This window comes from Microcoleus sp. B3-D7, from assembly GCF_036705305.1.
GTDB lineage: Bacteria > Cyanobacteriota > Cyanobacteriia > Cyanobacteriales > Microcoleaceae > Microcoleus.
Genome location: NZ_JAUBUE010000016.1, coordinates 1 through 17,975, shown reverse-complemented (window position 1 = coordinate 17,975; position 17,975 = coordinate 1). Strand labels below are relative to the sequence as shown.

General features: G+C 45.3%; 22 protein-coding genes. 9 read left to right on the top strand and 13 right to left on the bottom strand.

The window, feature by feature from the left end; all coding sequences use genetic code 11:
- Positions 1-122: 122 nt before the first annotated feature.
- The 8 genes from atpA to QUB25_RS13335 all read right to left on the bottom strand — a co-directional run bounded on the left by atpA (position 123) and on the right by QUB25_RS13335 (position 6,010).
- Positions 123-1,640, bottom strand: coding sequence for a F0F1 ATP synthase subunit alpha (atpA, locus tag QUB25_RS13370; protein ID WP_333037344.1), 1,518 nt, complete (start codon positions 1,638-1,640; stop codon positions 123-125).
- 191 nt (positions 1,641-1,831) lie between these two features.
- A complete protein-coding gene (atpH, locus tag QUB25_RS13365) occupies positions 1,832-2,377 on the bottom strand; it encodes an ATP synthase F1 subunit delta (RefSeq protein WP_333183693.1) in 546 nt (181 codons plus the stop codon).
- Positions 2,378-2,380: 3 nt separating this feature from the next.
- Positions 2,381-2,908: a F0F1 ATP synthase subunit B gene (locus QUB25_RS13360; protein ID WP_006631107.1), complete on the bottom strand. Its 528-nt coding sequence runs from the start codon at positions 2,906-2,908 to the stop codon at positions 2,381-2,383.
- 87 nt (positions 2,909-2,995) lie between these two features.
- Positions 2,996-3,481: a F0F1 ATP synthase subunit B' gene (locus QUB25_RS13355; RefSeq protein ID WP_006631106.1), complete on the bottom strand. Its 486-nt coding sequence runs from the start codon at positions 3,479-3,481 to the stop codon at positions 2,996-2,998.
- Positions 3,482-3,578: 97 nt separating this feature from the next.
- Positions 3,579-3,824, bottom strand: coding sequence for an ATP synthase F0 subunit C (atpE, locus tag QUB25_RS13350; protein ID WP_006631105.1), 246 nt, complete (start codon positions 3,822-3,824; stop codon positions 3,579-3,581).
- Positions 3,825-3,952: 128 nt separating this feature from the next.
- On the bottom strand, positions 3,953-4,711 hold the full coding sequence (gene atpB / locus QUB25_RS13345) for a F0F1 ATP synthase subunit A (protein ID WP_333071398.1): 759 nt from the start codon (positions 4,709-4,711) through the stop codon (positions 3,953-3,955).
- A gap of 55 nt (positions 4,712-4,766) precedes the next feature.
- The gene (locus QUB25_RS13340; protein WP_006631103.1) at positions 4,767-5,228 is read right to left on the bottom strand and encodes an ATP synthase subunit I; all 462 of its coding nucleotides are present in this window, start codon (positions 5,226-5,228) and stop codon (positions 4,767-4,769) included.
- Between the two features lie 329 nt (positions 5,229-5,557).
- Positions 5,558-6,010 carry a nitrate reductase associated protein gene (locus QUB25_RS13335; protein WP_333183692.1) on the bottom strand — a complete coding sequence of 151 codons (453 nt, stop codon included), beginning with the start codon at positions 6,008-6,010 and terminating at the stop codon, positions 5,558-5,560.
- A gap of 165 nt (positions 6,011-6,175) precedes the next feature.
- Here QUB25_RS13335 and moaA point away from each other — a divergent pair, with 165 nt between their 5' ends.
- Both moaA and QUB25_RS13325 read left to right on the top strand, forming a co-directional pair.
- Positions 6,176-7,165: a GTP 3',8-cyclase MoaA gene (moaA, locus tag QUB25_RS13330; RefSeq protein WP_333183691.1), complete on the top strand. Its 990-nt coding sequence runs from the start codon at positions 6,176-6,178 to the stop codon at positions 7,163-7,165.
- Positions 7,162-7,815, top strand: a complete 654-nt coding sequence (locus tag QUB25_RS13325; RefSeq protein WP_333183690.1) for a hypothetical protein — start codon at positions 7,162-7,164, stop codon at positions 7,813-7,815. The genes moaA and QUB25_RS13325 overlap by 4 nt, the downstream gene beginning before the upstream one ends.
- Here QUB25_RS13325 and QUB25_RS13320 read toward each other — a convergent pair.
- Together QUB25_RS13320 and QUB25_RS13315 are read right to left on the bottom strand one after the other, a co-directional pair.
- Positions 7,797-7,970 carry a type II toxin-antitoxin system HicB family antitoxin gene (locus QUB25_RS13320; RefSeq protein ID WP_333154057.1) on the bottom strand — a complete coding sequence of 58 codons (174 nt, stop codon included), beginning with the start codon at positions 7,968-7,970 and terminating at the stop codon, positions 7,797-7,799. The genes QUB25_RS13325 and QUB25_RS13320 overlap by 19 nt on opposite strands.
- A gap of 154 nt (positions 7,971-8,124) precedes the next feature.
- A complete protein-coding gene (locus QUB25_RS13315; protein ID WP_333183689.1) occupies positions 8,125-8,490 on the bottom strand; it encodes a DOPA 4,5-dioxygenase family protein in 366 nt (121 codons plus the stop codon).
- Positions 8,491-9,258: 768 nt separating this feature from the next.
- Here QUB25_RS13315 and QUB25_RS13310 point away from each other — a divergent pair.
- The 3 genes from QUB25_RS13310 to QUB25_RS13300 all read left to right on the top strand — a co-directional run bounded on the left by QUB25_RS13310 (position 9,259) and on the right by QUB25_RS13300 (position 11,342).
- Positions 9,259-10,200, top strand: a complete 942-nt coding sequence (locus QUB25_RS13310; RefSeq protein WP_333183688.1) for a hypothetical protein — start codon at positions 9,259-9,261, stop codon at positions 10,198-10,200.
- A gap of 63 nt (positions 10,201-10,263) precedes the next feature.
- Positions 10,264-10,692 carry a hypothetical protein gene (locus QUB25_RS13305; protein ID WP_333183687.1) on the top strand — a complete coding sequence of 143 codons (429 nt, stop codon included), beginning with the start codon at positions 10,264-10,266 and terminating at the stop codon, positions 10,690-10,692.
- A 212-nt stretch (positions 10,693-10,904) separates the two neighbouring features.
- Complete coding sequence (locus QUB25_RS13300) at positions 10,905-11,342, top strand: hypothetical protein (protein WP_333183686.1); 438 nt, start codon at positions 10,905-10,907, stop codon at positions 11,340-11,342.
- Between the two features lie 288 nt (positions 11,343-11,630).
- Here the strand turns inward: QUB25_RS13300 and QUB25_RS13295 are convergent, their stop codons facing one another.
- On the bottom strand, positions 11,631-11,876 hold the full coding sequence (locus tag QUB25_RS13295; protein ID WP_333183685.1) for a hypothetical protein: 246 nt from the start codon (positions 11,874-11,876) through the stop codon (positions 11,631-11,633).
- An 88-nt stretch (positions 11,877-11,964) separates the two neighbouring features.
- Here QUB25_RS13295 and QUB25_RS13290 point away from each other — a divergent pair, with 88 nt between their 5' ends.
- On the top strand, positions 11,965-12,108 hold the full coding sequence (locus tag QUB25_RS13290; protein ID WP_333183684.1) for a hypothetical protein: 144 nt from the start codon (positions 11,965-11,967) through the stop codon (positions 12,106-12,108).
- A 186-nt stretch (positions 12,109-12,294) separates the two neighbouring features.
- Here QUB25_RS13290 and QUB25_RS13285 read toward each other — a convergent pair whose 3' ends face one another.
- Entirely contained in the window at positions 12,295-13,476 is a 1,182-nt protein-coding gene (locus tag QUB25_RS13285) for a class I SAM-dependent methyltransferase (protein ID WP_333183683.1), read from the bottom strand.
- A gap of 60 nt (positions 13,477-13,536) precedes the next feature.
- On the bottom strand, positions 13,537-13,692 hold the full coding sequence (locus QUB25_RS13280; protein ID WP_333183682.1) for a hypothetical protein: 156 nt from the start codon (positions 13,690-13,692) through the stop codon (positions 13,537-13,539).
- 467 nt (positions 13,693-14,159) lie between these two features.
- Here QUB25_RS13280 and QUB25_RS13275 point away from each other — a divergent pair, with 467 nt between their 5' ends.
- From QUB25_RS13275 to arr, 3 genes are all read left to right on the top strand, one after another.
- Complete coding sequence (locus QUB25_RS13275) at positions 14,160-16,928, top strand: phycobilisome rod-core linker polypeptide (protein ID WP_333183681.1); 2,769 nt, start codon at positions 14,160-14,162, stop codon at positions 16,926-16,928.
- A gap of 78 nt (positions 16,929-17,006) precedes the next feature.
- Positions 17,007-17,201 carry a hypothetical protein gene (locus QUB25_RS13270; protein WP_333183680.1) on the top strand — a complete coding sequence of 65 codons (195 nt, stop codon included), beginning with the start codon at positions 17,007-17,009 and terminating at the stop codon, positions 17,199-17,201.
- A 35-nt stretch (positions 17,202-17,236) separates the two neighbouring features.
- Entirely contained in the window at positions 17,237-17,671 is a 435-nt protein-coding gene (gene arr / locus QUB25_RS13265; RefSeq protein ID WP_333063817.1) for an NAD(+)--rifampin ADP-ribosyltransferase, read from the top strand.
- Positions 17,672-17,975: the final 304 nt, after the last annotated feature.

Sequence of the window (17,975 nt, the reverse complement as noted above, 5' to 3'; positions counted from 1 at the left end):
CTTACATCCTTGCCCGCATCTTCTTAATTAAAACCGCAGATTAACGCAGAGTAACGCAGATTAACTTCAGATTATCTGCGTTAATCCGCGTTCATCTGCGGTTCAAAATTCCTACTTGTCTACTACGCAGAAACTAGAAAACTTTGCTTGTATTCAGTGATGCCTTCTTTCAGCAGCTTTTCAGCTTCATCAGTCAAAGCTTTTCCGCCTTGAACAATTTCACCGTACTTCGGCTTGCTAGTCCGCAAATAGTCGCGCAAACCAACAGTAAACTTGCTGACTTTTTCCACAGGAATGTCATCCATATAGCCGTTAATACCGGCATAGATTACAGCAACTTGTTCGTTCATCGGCAGAGGCGAACTTTGGGGCTGTTTCAACAGTTCCCGCAAGCGCTGACCGCGCGACAATTGATTCTGAGTAGCTTTATCCAAGTCAGAAGCAAACTGAGAAAATGCTGCCAGTTCTTCAAACTGTGCCAATTCCAGTTTCACCTTACCGGCTACTTTTTTCATCGCCTTAGTTTGAGCCGCCGAACCTACCCGCGATACCGAAATACCGGGGTTTACTGCCGGACGCAAACCAGCGTTAAACAAGTCAGAAGAAAGGAAGATTTGACCGTCGGTAATCGAAATTACGTTCGTCGGAATGTAAGCAGAAACGTCACCAGCTTGGGTTTCGATAATTGGCAAAGCAGTCATGCTGCCTTCGCCCAAATCGTCGCTCAATTTAGCAGCGCGTTCTAGCAAGCGAGAGTGCAGGTAAAACACGTCTCCGGGATAAGCTTCGCGACCGGGAGGACGGCGCAGCAACAGAGACATTTGGCGATAAGCTTGTGCTTGTTTGGAAAGGTCATCGTAAATGACCAAAGTGTGCTTGCCTTTGTACATGAAATACTCGGCTAAGCTAGCACCTGTGTAGGGAGCCAAGTATTGCAGGGTTGCGGGGTCGCTAGCGTTGGCTGCTACTACGATCGTGTAGTCCATCGCGCCCTTTTCTTGCAGGACGTTGACGATGTTAGCTACTGTAGAAGCTTTTTGACCGATCGCTACGTAAACGCAGATCACGTTTTCCGATTTTTGGTTAATAATCGTGTCGATCGCGATCGCAGTTTTACCGGTTTGTCTGTCACCGATAATCAGTTCCCGTTGTCCTCTTCCCACCGGAATCATCGCATCAATAGCGGTAATTCCTGTTTGCATGGGTTCGTAAACAGAACGGCGAGAAACAATCCCCGGTGCCGGAGATTCAATCAAGCGAGATTCAGTAGTTTTAATTTCTCCTTTGCCGTCAATCGGACGGGCCAAAGCATCAACTACCCGTCCCAACATTGCTTCACCAACGGGGACTTCAGCAATTCTGCCAGTAGCAGTAACTGCCGAACCTTCTTGAATGCCGAGGCCTTGACCCATCAACACTGCACCGACGTTATCTTGTTCCAGGTTCAGTGCAATACCCACGGTGCCGTCGGCAAATTCTAGCAATTCTCCAGACATGGCTTTATCCAAGCCATAAATCCGAGCAATGCCGTCGCCTACTTGGAGAACAGTACCGACGTTAGAGACTTTTACGTCTTGGTCGTACTGCTCAATTTGCTGGCGAATAATGCTGCTAATTTCGTCAGGTCTGATTGCTGCCATGTTAGTTATTATGTGTCAGTTGTCAGTTGTTAGTTGTCTGTCGATGTTTTCCGCAAGAAAGAATAGGGATTTGGTAGTAAGAATTTGGGACTAACAACTCAAAAACAGAAATTAATTTATTCCTGCTTCCTGTTTGATTCTTCCTGCTTCCTTTTTCCTGCTTCCTTCTTCCTTCCTCCTGCTTCGTTAAATCAGGAGTTCAAGCGAATTCCCAGACGGCGCAATTGTCCCCGCAGGCTGGCATCAATTACTTGAGAGCCTACTTTGATTACCACACCGCCGATTAAATCTGCGTCTATTTTGGTTTCAATTTCTACTTGACTAGCGCTGGTCATCGCCTGCACTTTCTCGCGCACAGTCTGCTGTTGAGCGTCTGAAAGCGGGACTGCCGATGTAACTTCAGCCAATACTGTTTGGTTGAGTTCTCGGAGCCTTGCCAAGTATTGTTTGCCAATTCCTTCTAAAAAAAGAATTCTTCCTTTGTCTACTAATAGCTTCAGAAAGCTGTGCATCAAGGGGTTCATTTCTTCACCCGCTATTTGCTGAATCACGGCTTTTTTAGCATCCGGTTTTACCAGCGGATTGGCTAAAAATTGACGCAAGTCTTCCGAACCTTCTAGCAGGCTCAGCAAGGAACGAATATCTTCGCCAAACTTCTCTGAGAGATTGCTGGACTGAGCCAGTGACATCAAGGCAGATGCGTAAGGCTGTAAGACTTCTGTGCTGACTGTACTCACGTTTTAGCCTCCCAGTAACGCAATGCTGCGATCGATTAATTGGTGTTGAGCGCTATCGTCTAAGCTAGTTTTTAGCTGGCTTTCCACCTTTGCTAATGCCAGAGATACAACCGCCGATCGCAGTTGGGCGATCGCTCTTTCCCGCTCCGCTTCCAACTCTTGACCTGCTGTTGCTCTCATTCTTTCAACGTCTTGCGCTGCCTGAGCTAGAATTGCTTCTTTTGCTTTCTTGGCAGTTTCTTCAGCCGCGGCCCGAATTCGTTCCGCTTCTGCTTGCGCTTGAGTCAATTTTTGCTGTTGCTCTGCTAGAGCTGCTGCTGCATCTTTTTGGCGTTTTTCTGCTTCTTGAATCGCCTCTTGGATGCCCGAACGCCTCTCAGTCAGGATTTTACCTACAAATCCGCGCCCGAAATAAAACAGCACTGCAATAATAATGACCAGGTTAATCAGGTTGGTTTCTAAAATATCGAAATTTAAACCGAAACCACCTTCGCCGCTAGCTTCTGTGGCTAGCAATAAAACAGTCCCCATGATACTCTTCCATAATTGCGCGTGCAGATTGGGTGAAGCGATTTTAGATTTAAGATTCCATCAAAAATCTAAAACTCTTCGGTCTCGCTATTTGGCCAGCGACTGCCCTAATAGCTTTTCGAGAATTTGGCCGCTGAGCGCGTCTACTTGTTGTTCTAGTGAGCGCATTGCTTCTTGCTTTTGCTGCTCTATTTCTTGCCCAGCCTTTTCTCGCGCGACTTGAGCTTCTTGTTGAGCCTCAGCTACTTTGGCTGCCCCAATTTTTTGGGCATCAGCTTGAGCAGCAGCAATTACTGATTGAGACTGTTTGCGAGTTTCTCCCAGTTTTTGCTCGTACTGCTGCGCTAGTTGCTGAGCTTTTGCCAAGCGTTCTTGGGCGGAGACTTGAGTGTTGCGAATGTAATCGGCGCGATCGTCAATTGACTTGCTGAGCGGCTTGTAAAAAATTACATTCAAGACTGCGACTAGAATTAAAAACTGCACCGCCATCAGAGGCAGCGTAGCATCTATATCAAACAGTCCCCCTTCCTTAGCCGCTTCTTCAACTGCTAGTAATACTGTCCAGTGCATCATGATTTTTTGACGGCTTCCATCTAATTCGCTTAATCGATTTTAGATTTGAGATTTTGGATTAGAATCGCCAAAACCTCAAATCTAAAATTTCAAATTATTATGCGAAGGGGTTGGCAAACAGCAGCACTAGGGCTACGACCAAACCGTAAATTGTGAGCGCTTCCATGAACGCCAAACTCAACAGCAAGGTGCCGCGAATTTTACCTTCTGCTTCCGGCTGACGGGCAATCCCTTCTACAGCCTGACCTGCTGCATTTCCTTGACCGATGCCAGGGCCGATTGCAGCTAAACCTACTGCCAAAGCGGCGGCAATTACGGAAGCGGCAGCAACTGTTGGGTTCATGATGATTTTCCTTATCTAAAGTACAAAATTGAGAACAGATAGTCTACAGAATTGTCCGATTTAACGGGAGTAAGTTTGAGTTCAGAATTTTTCTTTTTCCTCCTTCATTCTTCGCCGTTTATCGTTAGTTAATCGTGGTGTTCTTCGCCGTGACCGCCTTCTAGAGCTTCACCTATGTAGGCTGCGGCTAAGGTTGCAAAAATCAAAGCTTGAATTGCACTGGTAAATAGTCCCAGAACCATCACTGGCAGAGGAACAAATAAAGGCACTAGCAACACTAGCACTCCGACCACCAATTCGTCCGCAAGAATGTTACCAAACAAACGGAAACTTAGGGACAGAGGCTTAGTGAAATCTTCTATGATTTTGAACGGCAACATGAAAGGCACCGGTTCAACATAGTGGGCGAAATACCCCAAGCCGCTTTTGCTGAGACCTGCATAAAAATATGCTAGAGAAGTCAGCAGTGCAAATGCTACCGTCGTATTGATGTCAGCGGTAGGAGCTCCCAATTCGCCTGATGGCAGCTTAATTAGCTTCCAAGGAATTAGAGCGCCAGACCAGTTTGACACAAAGATGAACAGAAATAATGTACCAATAAACGGTACCCAAGGGCGATATTCTTTTTCCCCAATTTGGTTTTTAGCCAAGTCCCGAATAAATTCCAGCGCATACTCCATAAAATTTTGCATTCCGCTGGGAATTCGCTGGATTTTGCGGGTTCCTAAAATCGAAACTACGACTAAAACAGCAATTACAAACCACGAGGTTAGAAAAACCTGCCCGTGCACTTTCAGATTGCCGAGTTGCCAGTACAACTGCTGGCCAACTTCCAATTCGGCGAGGGGGAAACGATTAAAGGTGTTTAGAACGTCAAGCATTGCCATTCAACGGGCTTCCCCATACAAATCGATGAGTTGAGTTTTGCTCGAATTGCCTGACTTACCTGTAGTCTAGTGCTAATGCACTTCGGATCACGTAAACCAACAGCGCAGCTTTGTAAGTCAGAAATCCCAAAAATATCGGTAAAATCTGTAGCTGATTCCACTGTGTTCCTACTATCATCACCGCTAAAAACACACCGAGCCGTGTCTTGCTGATGCGTTGATTTTGGCTGCCGATTCGTTCAACGTCTCTAGCCAACATCTTTAAGTAAACCACACCTGTGCTCGCCCCAAGCAAATAATTCAGGGCAATGTTGAGGGAGTAAAAAATCCAAACGGAGATAAAAATAATCGCCGTAAAAGCAAGGGTGTACGCCAACAACTCTTGTTGGAGGCGATAAAAGTCTTGCATGGGATTGCTTGTCTCGGACGAAGCTGTCGAAACTGTCGAGACTGTGCCAGCTTGAGGAATATCCTCGTTTGCTGCTGCGGGTTCGGTGGGTGTGTTTTGCGTGTTCACGAAGCTCAGAAACTAATGCAGGTAGCAGGCGAGTGCTTTGCAAACTCAGAAAAATCATACCACGCTGCGGTAACAATACTTAAAATAAAATTAATCATATTTTCGGAATTTGGTGTCTGGCGCTTCGGAAACCTCAAGCCGTTAAATGTCCGATCGACCTTACCCTAAATCTTCCACCGCCAGATAACACTTTTTTACATATTGTTCTCTTGCCTCTCACTAAGTAAGTCTCACTTAGTGAGAGGGTACAGAGGACGATCGCGCGAATCGATGAGGTAACTCTCCCTTGTCTGCCTCTGCGCCCTACAAGAGTTAATTCAAATTCGATATCATTCAATAACCTTAAACTCTTGAAGCGCCGGGATGAAATTTTTATTCTCGTGGCTCGATCGACTAAGCTTAATCAAAGCAAATCGCTGTAGAGGCTGCAAACTCGCCCACTGGGCCAAAGAAATTGTCACGCCGAGCTCTTGCGCTTTTGCAGAAACCGACTCCGGTACAGTTGCAGCATCCATCCACGGGGGATTTTCATCAACAGCCAAATCAGTTCCCGGTTTGCCTGTCTGTTGAATTAATATTTGATTTAGCTTTTCTCGGTAATCAATAATTTCTGCTTCTGTCAAGCAAGATAACTCTACAAGACTTTGCCGTTCTGCTTGGTTAAAATGATTCCAATCCTGCAACTTCAATTTAATGCCGCAAGTATCTAACTTGAGACGTACTTGCATCGGGATGCAGCGCAAAGCTTCGACAAAATCAGCTTCAAATTCAAAGAATGTCATAGATGTATAGACTTGCAAACTAGATTTTTTTTATTAACCGCAGAGGACGCAGAGAGCACAGAGTAAGAGAAAAGAGAGAAATCGATGCAGGTTTTTTGCTTTCTATCAATAATTGCAGAAAATGCGATCGCCATTTATAATTAAATAATATTACAAACTATTGACATGGATGCCGTAGACTACCTTCGGATTAGCTTGATAGACCGCTGCAACTTCCGCTGTCTCTACTGTATGCCGGAAGGTAGCGAGTTGGACTATGTATTGCAGCAGCAGTTGTTAACTCACTCGGAATTGCTAACTCTGCTGCGGGAAGTTTTTATACCCGTGGGATTTACCAAGTTTCGGTTGACTGGTGGGGAACCGCTGCTGCGGCCTGGGGTGGTGGAATTGGTGAGGTCGATCGCATCTTTGCCGGAAACGCGAGATTTGTCAATGACAACCAACGGCTTTTTGCTGGCGGGAATGGCGGAAAATCTCTACAATGCTGGTTTGCGCCGGATTAATATTAGTTTGGATTCCTTGGAACCGGAGACTTTTGATAAAATAATTGGCAGTCGGGGACGATCGCGGTGGACGCAGGTTTGGGAGGGAATTCAAGCGGCTTATCAAGCTGGATTCGACCCGCTGAAACTGAATGTTGTGGTAATTCCCGGTGTGAATGACGGCGAAATATTGGATTTAGCGGCGTTAACAATTAACCGTAATTGGCACGTTCGTTTTATTGAGTTTATGCCGATCGGGAATGGGGATTTATTTGGCGATAAAGGTTGGGTAGCCTCAGCCGAATTACGGCAACAAATTAACGACAAATACGGGTTAGCCGAGTCGGGAGTTCGCGGAAATGGCCCGGCGGATGTGTTTCAAATTCCGGGGGCGAAGGGCACTTTAGGCTTTATCAGCCAAATGTCCGAGTGTTTTTGCGATCGCTGCAACCGGATGCGTTTGTCTGCTGACGGGTGGCTGCGGCCTTGTCTGCTGAACGAAACTGGTCAAATTGACTTAAAAACTGCTTTACGGAATGGGGTGTCTACAAGCGAATTGCGCGATCGAGTGCGGCACATATTAGAGATTAAACCGGAGATTAATTTCAAGCAGCGAGATTCGGGAACTACTCAAGGAAATTACAGCCGCACAATGTCTCAAATCGGCGGGTGAACAACCCTTCGTCGATCGCTCTTTTTGTTATGTGGGCCAGAGGGGCGATTCCCTACGGGATAGCTGCGCTTCAGGTACTGGGGCAAAAATGGGCGATCGATCTTTGTCAACTCTGTATCGATAATTTATTTGGTACACTTAAGACATCATCCAATTTTGTAAGTCAGATGAACACCATCTCGATCGCCATTTCAGACGTGCTGATTCTGAAGCTACAAAAAGTTGCTGCCGAGATGAATGTATCGATCGAAGAATTAATCTTGATGAGCATTGAAAGCTCGATCGCGCAACGAGAAAATCCCGCAGCAAATACCGATCGAGATATTTGCAATCAAAATGCTGAAATTGCGATCGAGGTAATTGACAAATTTTATACTCTTGCTACGGAATGGGAAAGTGAAGTTGGGGGAATGTCTTCGACAGCTCAAATGTCTCAGCATCCTGCATATCAGGAAATTATTAATATGGGTTTTCAAGTCGTACCGCTGTTGCTATCGGAACTGAAAAAAAATCCCCTTTACTGGTTAGCTGCATTGAATGAAATTACGGGTGAAAATCCCATTAAACCGGAACAAAGGGGAAGGGTAAAACTGATGGCATCAGCTTGGATAGAGTGGGGTAAATATCGAGGCTACGCGATTGCTTCATGACTATTAGCAACATCGAGCCAACCGACCATCGCATCTTTTAAATTAGCTATCACTTCTTCCATAGTATCTCCTTCGGTAATGCACCCAGGAAGTGCGGGAACTTCAGCCCAATAGCCACCTTCTTCTGCGGGATGGATGATTGCTCTAATTTTCATACATTTATTCAGTCATTTGTTAAGGATATTATAACTATTATTAATAAATACAGGAAATTATAGTCGCCGCACAATGTCTCAAATCGGCGGCTAATTATCTCTTGTCAGCGATAAGTCAGTCTGAAGTAACGCCCTCGCCTTGGGCGCGGATCGATCATAAGCTGGCGTTGCCTGTCCTAGGTCGCAGGAATTCGACATTCAACTCTAGTTTCTCTCCTAGCCACAAAGAATGTTTCGTGTGGTCTGCCACATCGTCGCCTGTTTCAGGGTGAATGAGAATATTGAGCCCCTCACGATTCAGCATTAACCAGGGAACCACTTTGCCAAATTGGTCTGGTAAAAATGCAACTTGATACATTGCTTGGGGGTGGGGGCCAATGGGTTTGTCATGCCAACGCCCAAGCTGCACCTCAAACTGAGTCAATCCTTCTCGTACACGCGCTGCGGCATCGCGATTATCAGCGTCGAAGTAAATATGTCCATGAAAACCAACGATGTTAATGGTATCTTCTTTCATCATTTTCAGTGGATTATTGAGTGGTAGTTCATAAAGCAATATTTTGTACTAATAAGCGTAATTATAACGGCAAATAATCCTGGTTTGTTTAGGTCAGGATTTCAGGTTTGAGCAAGTAGGGATAAAAAAAGAACCCTGACGTTGAAAGTAGCCAAGGCGGATCAGTTTTCTCATGGTTTGCGGCAAAAGCAAGACAGGCTTTGATGTCTGCCGAATTTAGTAGGGTTTTCCACCAATAAGACTCCAAAATTGGCGGCAGTCCGATCGACAGGGGGCGATCGCCCCGACACCACAAGCAAGGCTACAAAATGCACCATCTGGCGGGGTCTAGCGGGTTTTGGGATGATTACCTGTGGCAGTAGCAAGGCTGGCAGAGTTGCATCACAGGCAAAGTTTGCGGGTCTAGCGTGGGTCTAACGTCTGGCAAGGTTGCCACGGTCGGAGCGATCGGATTGGAGCGGTGGCGGTCTAGCTTTTTTGCTTCACACTTGCACGTCATAACCCACAGCTTTTTTAAAAACTGGATGTGGTGGGAGGGGGTGGCACGGTCGGAGCGGTGGGAGTGTGGCGGGTCTAGTGTGGTCTGTTTAGCGTGGTTGCGTCATGGCTGAATAAATGCAGAAACCGTCTTACAGATATAGTTCATCTGATTTTATGGGTCTTCCTTATGTCAATAGTTGACGTTTAATATAGATATGTTATTATAGGGACTTGATGTTCTGGATATACAAATCTTATAAATTAATCAATAAAAATAACTATTTAATTTTTATGAAAACTGCTTTTTCCATGTCCTTAAATAAATTTTTTACAGCGGATGACGATGCAATTGATTATCAATCCTATGATGTTTTATATCTAACTTGTTATCTGTGTAATGAAAGTGTTTTTTTTAAGAAGGGAAGTGATTTAAATAATTTAGGTGTGAGAAGATCGGCTCATTTTTCACATTATAAAGATACAGGGAAAAATGATTGTCATGAGAGAACCGAGAGTAATACAAGTTCACAATATAATGATTCAGAGGGGAAAAAGCAAAGTTTAGAAAAGTTTCAGAATAAAATTCAAGATATCCTTAACGAAGGGATAACTTACTTTGAAAAGATTAGTAATCCCGAGCTTGAATATCGTATAAAAAGAGGTGAACAATTGGTTGTTGAATATAATATAGATATTAATGTATGGCTAACTACGTTTTATAAGAAGAGAAATGATATTAAAAATATCTCATTAAATTTGTATCATAATAAATCATCTCAAAGTCAGTGTAACTTTTTTTCAAATATAGTTCTTTATTTGTGCCTGCCTGTTAATGAAAATATCTTAAGAAAAATCCTTTACTATGTGTTTATTTTTAATAAAAACATTTTTATTGATAATGATTCGGATAAAGTTTTTACTAAAGTCATTGAATTAATAAATTATATTAAGTTGGGAGAAGAATATCAACGAGGAAAAATTTTAACTGATTCTAATGGCGATAATATTACAGAGGTTTTACTACCAGAACAAACTAACTCAGAAATAGAAACGATTAAGCCTAAGATGGTGAAAATACATACTCCTTACAGCAGCTTTTTTAAAGCTTGGTATGGCATAAGTGATGAAGCTGAAGTTTTAGAAAAAGTAGAGTTAGAGTATTATTTGTGCCGTCCTAAAGAACAAGGCAAATGGCGTCATATAGTTTACAAACCAATAGCAAGAAGACCTTGAGAAAAAATCAGCATTAGTTGGCATGAAAATAAAGAGGGTGAATATTTGAATATATTGCACAATATGTCAATTGTTGCAATTTTTCATTTAACGACAGATAGGACTATTAAATGGGAACCTTTACCTGAGTATTTTGTAACTCAGAATATTATAGCTCAACCAAAAAATATAATTCTCAAACCCCAAGAACATATTTTTAGTGATAATTTATCTGAATTTTTTAGTAAATGGCTTAATATATGGTTTTTTAAAGGTTTTTTTAATCAGAATGCTCTCGTATTAATTCATCCTCCTTATTTTGTTAAGTTGTTGTTTCTTTTTAGAGCGTTTATAGGCGATGGGTTAACCGTAGGAGTAAATGTAAACCCTGAAGATATAGATAGAATTTATAAGGAATCATTACTTGAATTACTAGGTGATTCTAAATCACTGAAAAAGAAATATTTGATCTCGAACACACCTATAAAAAAATTAAAAATTAGTCATTTATAAACCCTCAAATTAACATTTTTAGTACCTTAAGCGTGTGTGGTATGGCTGCCTCGGTCGGAGCGGTCACAGCGCGGTTGAAGCGGTTCGGAGTGTGAAAAAGTAGCGGTTCGGAGTGGTTCGGGGTTGTGTTGGTCTAGCTTTTTGTGTTAAGTAGCCACATAAACATTTGATGTACTACAATAGAAAACGTTTGTCTCTTAAGGTATTTTGTTATGAGTATTCCTCAACCTCGTTATTATGAAGGCACTGTTGACTTTGAACCACTCAGTCTAAACTCTTACTGCGGAAAGCTTTCCTATAAACCAATAGTAGCAGGAAATGTCGTATCCAAAGATTATTCTGTGGCTGGAGGTAAGTTTAGAGAATATAAAACTACACCCTATAAAACTCCAGAGGAAGTTTTTATTCATATAATGGGATGGGTGGATTGTATGCTTCTTTTTATTAGTTCTGGAGAGATTCCAAATGATAATGAAGATTCTTACAAAAAGAAATATGAAGAACTATTAGATACACTTGAGAATAAACGTCTTGAAGAAGATATTAATAAGTCACAGACTTCTAAGGAGGATCGAGAGTTAGCCTATCAAGAAGGTTGGAAAAGTAAGTCAGAGGAATTAAACAATATGGAAGTTATAAATCCTAAGTAGGATACTTATAACATGAAGTAGCTATAAGGGTTACAGGGCTTAGGCGGGGATATTGGAGTATCCCCGCCTAGCTTGATTTATAGATGTTTCAGCCTCTAAATCAGGATATGCTCTTATCCTGATTTAGTAAAATAACGTGCGTGATATTTGTCTTATTAACTGGTTCCCAGGCTGTAGCCTGAGAACCGAGATCCAGAGGCTCTGCCTCGCTAACGGATAAAAATAAAAACAGGAGGCAGATGCTCATGGAATGTGTTCCCAGGCTCTAGCCTGGGAACGAGCAAACACCTACGCTTTGCGCTTCCGACGGCGAATCAGCACACTCATCACTTGCTTCGGATTAGCTGCACGCTGTACGGGACTCCAATCGCCGGTTTCGGCAAATCCCAGGCGGTACAAGGTGAGTATGGTTTCCCTGACACCCTTGGGCGAACCTGTCACCGTTACACACACCACATCCTGTTCCGATTCTGCTGCTGAGTCGTCATTTGGCCGTGCAAATTTGTTGTCGTCAGGCAAGAATTCCTGTGACATAATATGTTCTCCTGGTTTTGGGTTTTCTAGAAAAACCCAAAAACCCAGCCGCCCCGCATTTCAAGACATAGCAGGGCGGCTACAGAGGATGTTAAGATACTCCGTTAGCCTCCAGACTGCTTTGATCAGTTTGGCGGTTAGCTGTCCATTGCTGTTACCAGCAGCTTTGGGCAGTGCAACTAGATTTTTGGGCGACGCGGGCTACTTCCTCTACAAGCAAAGCAACCTCTAACTTCAAAGCGTAGCCGCAGACGGGGGCCTGTGTCAATCCATTTCGGATTTTACCGGGAGTCAGTAATTGAGTAAGATAAAATGAACCGCGAAGGCCCGAAGGACGCGAAGGAAGAGAAAGAAAGAGATGCAGTTCTTCCTTCGCGCTCTTGGCGTCTTCGCGGTTCGTTCAAATAATGAAAAAGCCCTATAATTTCGGTGTTAGCAAAATTAGCTGTTTTGATAAGATCGATCGCACTTCATCCAATCCCATCTCCACATCCGCCAAAATCTCTCCCACAGTTTTGGTATTGCAAGCTTGCAAAAACTCAAATTCCGCACTTGACAAATTGAGCAATTGGTAGTTGCAATCAAACACTTGTTGACTCGGCCAACCGTGCATACAACCACTCAACTCTGGAATTGCCGCCAAAAGAGCCTTATCGTCCGACCAATCAATTTTATTAACAGGCTTTTTGCCCAAGAAAAACTCGTAATGAGTGATTTCCGTATCCAACAATTCAATTAATCGATAAAGCTCCCGTTCCGTCAAACCCTGAGCTCTTTCTATCAATTCCGGCGCTTTACCCAAAAGTCTTTCTAACTGCCAATATCCCGGATTTGAAAAACCAATAAATTCCAATCCCGAAGCGTCAATTAACTCGAACAAAGTCTCAATATTGTAGTCAATTTCCTGCGGGTGAACGTACATATCAGCAAAACATTCGTCCCGCTGATTTTCTCCTGCCCAACGCTGTTTTTCGTACTTGACAAGACGGTTGTTTTCTGGTAAAGAAGCAAAGATTTGACGGCCGACTTTCACACCATCGGGATAGTCACCTTTTTGCGGGCCTTGGAGAAGTGCGATCGCCCTTTGCATCAATTGAATTTCCCAGCGTCCGAGCTCAGCATACACAAAAATGTGCATCAAACCGCCCTCGGCCAACTTCGCCGCCAGCGCTTGAATGCCACGGATCGGATCGGGTAAGTGGTGCAGCACGCCCACGCAGTTAATCAAATCAAACTCGCCCTCTAACTCGGCGGCATCGTACAGGCTGAGGTGGCGAAAATCAGCTTCGCGCGCTCCCGATCGCCGACACCGTTCTTGTGCTACTTTCAAAGCACCTTCACTCAGGTCGATCGCCGTCACCGAAGCTTCAGGATTGAGGTGAATCAGATAATCGGTGCTCGAACCAGTGCCGCAGCCAGCATCTAAAATCCGAATATCGAGTTTTGGCGGCTTTTGGCCGGTGCAAAAATTGTAAGCATCAGGCCAACTCCAGCGCCAGTTGTACCCAGGAGGCGGTTCATCTGACAAAGGATCGGGCGGGAAAGGGAAAGTATCGTAAAGCCGCCGCACGGCAGCGCTGATATCAGGCGTAGTATCCATAGGTGAGGTAATAGGGCGTGGGTTTTGAGATTGGTTGTCAGTAGCTACGGGGTAACAGCGCTAGGCCATGCACTTCTGTTGCTGCGTTACTCGCAACCACAGAGTCGCTTCGCTGGCCTTGGGCAAGCCTGAAACAGAGGGATCGGGCGATCGACTAAACCCTGATAGCCAAGCCCTGACAGCTTCTGCGTAATAAAACTTATCATTTTTTCTCATATACGCTCTCTTAAATCTATACAATAAATGTCGGCAGGCTTTTTAACAAACGAGGACTGTCAATAACCCACCGCGGAGCTTTCGGGTGAAGCGGAGGCGTCTTTCCGCAGAAAGTCACAGATCCAGAAAAAGGCAGAAGAAAATTTTTGATTTTCTTTTCCCTTAATTCACGGCACTTGCTGCAATCGCCCAAAGGCAACTCTCCTGCCGAGTCTTTTTTTCCACGGGTATGCCGGCGGAGCGCAGCGGAGGGAGTACCCCGTGCCTGCCTTCGGATCGGACATTTCCCCGCTGGCAGAAAGATGAAACCAAAACATTTTAATCTAAGAAAGTAAGCGCGCCCGAACCTCGTGACAGGTAAAGGCAAAAAGTAAACAAAGCAAAAATACCTACTTTGACCTGCATGAGAAGGCAAGGTTAGTCGGGTTAAATGCTGCAACTATTTGGATAGGGAGCGAAAGAGTCTAATGACTGTAAAAGCAAGTGGTGGAAGCTCGGTTGCGCGTCCGCAACTATATCAAACTGTACCGGTCGCAACAATTTCGCAAGCAGAACAGCAAGACCGCTTTCTACAGCGGGGCGAACTCAGCGAACTGGCAAGTTATTTCAGTTCAGGGGCTCTTCGGATCGATATCTCTGCGACGCTGACCCAAAACTCGGAACTGATAGTATCCCGCGCAGCCAACCGGATTTTTACCGGCGGTTCCCCGCTGGCATTTTTGGAAAGACCACAAGAACCTGCGATGGCTGTAGCAGGCGCGGCTCGCGGCGGTACGGCGAATGTCTCTGAAGGCATGAAACTGGGAAATGTCACCTACGTAGAAAGCCGCTCTGGCGGCAACGGCGGTGGCGGCGGTTTCTTGGGGCTAGGAAATCTATTTTCTGGCAACGGTGGCGGCTACAGCGGCCCAATCCCAGCAGGATTTCAGCCGATCAATGTCTCGCGCTACGGCCCGGGCAACATGACCAAATCTCTGCGCGACTTGAGCTGGTTTTTGCGCTACATCACCTACGCGATCGTAGCTGGCGACCCGAACATTATTTCGGTGAACGTGCGCGGATTGCGGGAAATCATCGAAAATGCTTGCTCTTCGGCGGCCACAATTGTGGCAATGCAGGAAATGAAGGCAGCATCTTTGGGCTATTTCAGAAATAATGCAGAGGCCGCGGCGATCGTCGGACAGTATTTCGACGTAGCAATTACCGAATTCAAAGCTCCCACACCTTCAGACAAGGTGCGGCAGCGCGAAAGCAACGACCAGCAAGGCTTGCAACTGCCTCAAATCTACTTCAACGCAGCCGAGCGGCGATCGAAATTCGTCATGAAAACCGGTCTGTCTGCGGGGGAAAAGCAAGAAGTAGTTAAAGCAGCTTACCGCCAAGTATTTGAGCGCGATATTACCCGCGCATACAGCCAAAGCATTTCTGACTTAGAATCCAAGGTCAAAAATGGCGAAATCTCGATGAAAGAGTTTATTCGCCGTCTTGGCAAATCTCCTCTGTACCGTCAGCAATTCTACGAGCCGTTTGTCAACAGCCGCGCTGTAGAATTAGCCGCTCGTCACTTCCTAGGTCGCGGTTTGAGCTCGCGGGAGGAATTTAGCAAGTATTTTGCGATCGTCAGCAAAGGTGGCCTGCCAGCCCTCGTAGACGCGATGGTCTATTCGCAAGAATATTCCGATTACTTCGGCGAAGAAACAGTGCCTTACCTGCGCGGTTTGGGCCAAGAAGCTCAGGAGTGTCGCAACTGGGGCCCCCAAATTGATTTGTTCAATTTCAGCGCTCCGTTCCGCAAGGTTCCTCAGTTCATCACCTTGTTTGCCGGCTACAACCAGCCTCTGCCAGACCAGCACGTTTACGGTGTTGGCAATGACCCCCTAGAAATTCAGTTTGGCGCGATTTTCCCGAAAGAAACTCGCAACCCCAAGAGCCGTCCGGCTCCCTTCGGCAAAGACACTCGCCGTATCCTGATCCGTCAAGGTGCGGGGATTGACAATCAGTTGAGCAATCCGGCGGCTCGCGGTGCTGCTCCTGGTTCTCTGGGCCCCAAGGTCTTTAAATTAGACCAGTTACCGAGCAACTATGTTGCTTCCAAGAAAACTGCCCGCGGTGCCTCCAGCAGCTACAGCAATGCTTCCAGTGTCAAATATACCGAAAGTTCCACACAAGCTGTGATTCGGGCTGCTTACCTGCAAGTGTTCGGTCGCGACGTGTTCGACGGCCAGCGCCAAAAGGTAGCGGAAATTAAGCTGGAAAACGGCGAGATTCCGATGCGCGAGTTTATTCGGATGTTGGCGAAGTCGGACGTGTTCCGCAATATGTACTGGAGCAAGCTTTACGTTTGTAAGGCGATCGAGTACATTCACCGCCGACTCCTGGGACGCCCTACCTATGGCCGCCAGGAAATGAACGCTTACTTTGACATTTGCGCCAAGAAGGGTTTCTACGCGCTGGTCGATAGCATCATGGACAGCACGGAGTACAACGAAGCTTTCGGGGAAGATACAGTGCCCTACGAGCGCTATGTGACTCCGGGTGGTTTGTCGATGCGGACGATGCGATCGGGTTCCGTCGCTGAGCAAAATGTCCAAGCTCAGACGCCAGAAACTCCTCGGTTTATCGAACTCGGCACTGCGCTCGATCGGGGCGATTTCGAGTTACAAAATAGCCTCGCTCAAGGTGTCAGCAAGCGGCGCGAACAAACTAAGGTGTTCAAGCTGACGACTACTTCGGACAAGGTAGCTTTGAAAACTTTAATTCAAGCTGCTTACCGTCAAGTTTTTGAACGCGACTTGAATCCCTACGTTGTGAAGAATGAATTCACGGCGCTGGAAAGCAAACTTGGCAACAATGAAATCAATCTCAAGGAGTTCATTGAAGGTTTAGGTTGTTCCTCGCTGTACGTCAAACAGTTCTACGCACCTTATCCCAATACTAAGGTGATTGAGTTGGGAACGAAGCACTTCTTGGGCCGCGCTCCCCGCAATCAAGCGGAGATTCGGACCTACAACCAAATCTTGGCAAGTAAAGGGATTAAGGGCTTTATCAACGCGATGTTGAACAGCGTTGAATATGCCGAGGCGTTTGGGGAGGATACTGTTCCTTACCGTCGCTTCCCGACTCTGCCGGCTGCGAATTTCCCGAATACTGAAAGACTGTACAACCAGTTGACTAAGCAGAATGGTGAGATTGTGGTTCCGAGTTTTGAGCCTGTGGCTGCTATTGACAGAAGCTAATAACAAACTGCAAGAAAGTTGATTTTGTAGGTTGACAAAAATCCTCCGTTACGGTAATGCTGTAGCGGGGGATTTTTGGTGATGTTACCTTTAACACCTGAAGATGTCTGGATGAAAAAGGCTCACCGCCTTGCTCCATGCCTAGCTTCCTTTGGTGGTGATGAAAATGCTGATCAGGAGTGGCTAGCTACTCAGTCGGAGAAAGCGCAGGCTGAATCGAAATCGGCAACGGAGTGGCTCAAGACTCAAGAAAAACAGCCTGCTGAGGTGTAGTAAAAGAAAATACATTCACAAAGAATATAACGACAATGATCACAAACAGAAGTGAGGACAAGTCAATAGACCTAAGTTCACAAAGGTTCTATCATGGCACTAAGGCAAATCTGAAGCAGGGAGACCTGATTGAACCCGGCTTTAATTCAAACTACGGTAAGAGGAAGAAGGCATCCTATGTCTATCTAACCGCCACCTTGGATGCTGCTATTTGGGGAGCTGAACTTGCCTTGGGCGAAGGACCAGACAGAATTTATATAGTACAGCCGACTGGTCCGATTGAAGATGACCCCAATTTGACGGACAAGAAGTTCCCTGGAAACCCAACAAAGTCATACCGTTCTCGGAATCCGCTACGGGTTTGTGGTGAGGTTACAGATTGGCAGGGACACACCCCAGAACAGCTCAAAGCCATGAAGGAGCATCTTGAGCGACTTAAGCAACTTGGTATTGAGGCAATCGAGGATTGAGCAAAAATGTGAAAATAAAGTCGCAATTCACTTTTCCCCGCGAGGGGATTAAAACTTTATAGACTTATTGAAATTTGCAAAATTCTAACATCCGTTTGATTTTTAGCAACTGTCTTTGAGATTTCCCAAAAGCCAGCCAGATACAATTGTTAACAGCCTATTCAGGTTTGGGGACAAGTGTCAAGCGATTTTCTTTCACCCGATCGCCACAGTAACCCCCCCATCTCATACCAATTTCCTAAAGTTCTGCTACAGATAAGGCATCTAAAATGAATTGCCATCCCGTCAAAGAAGCAATGACTTC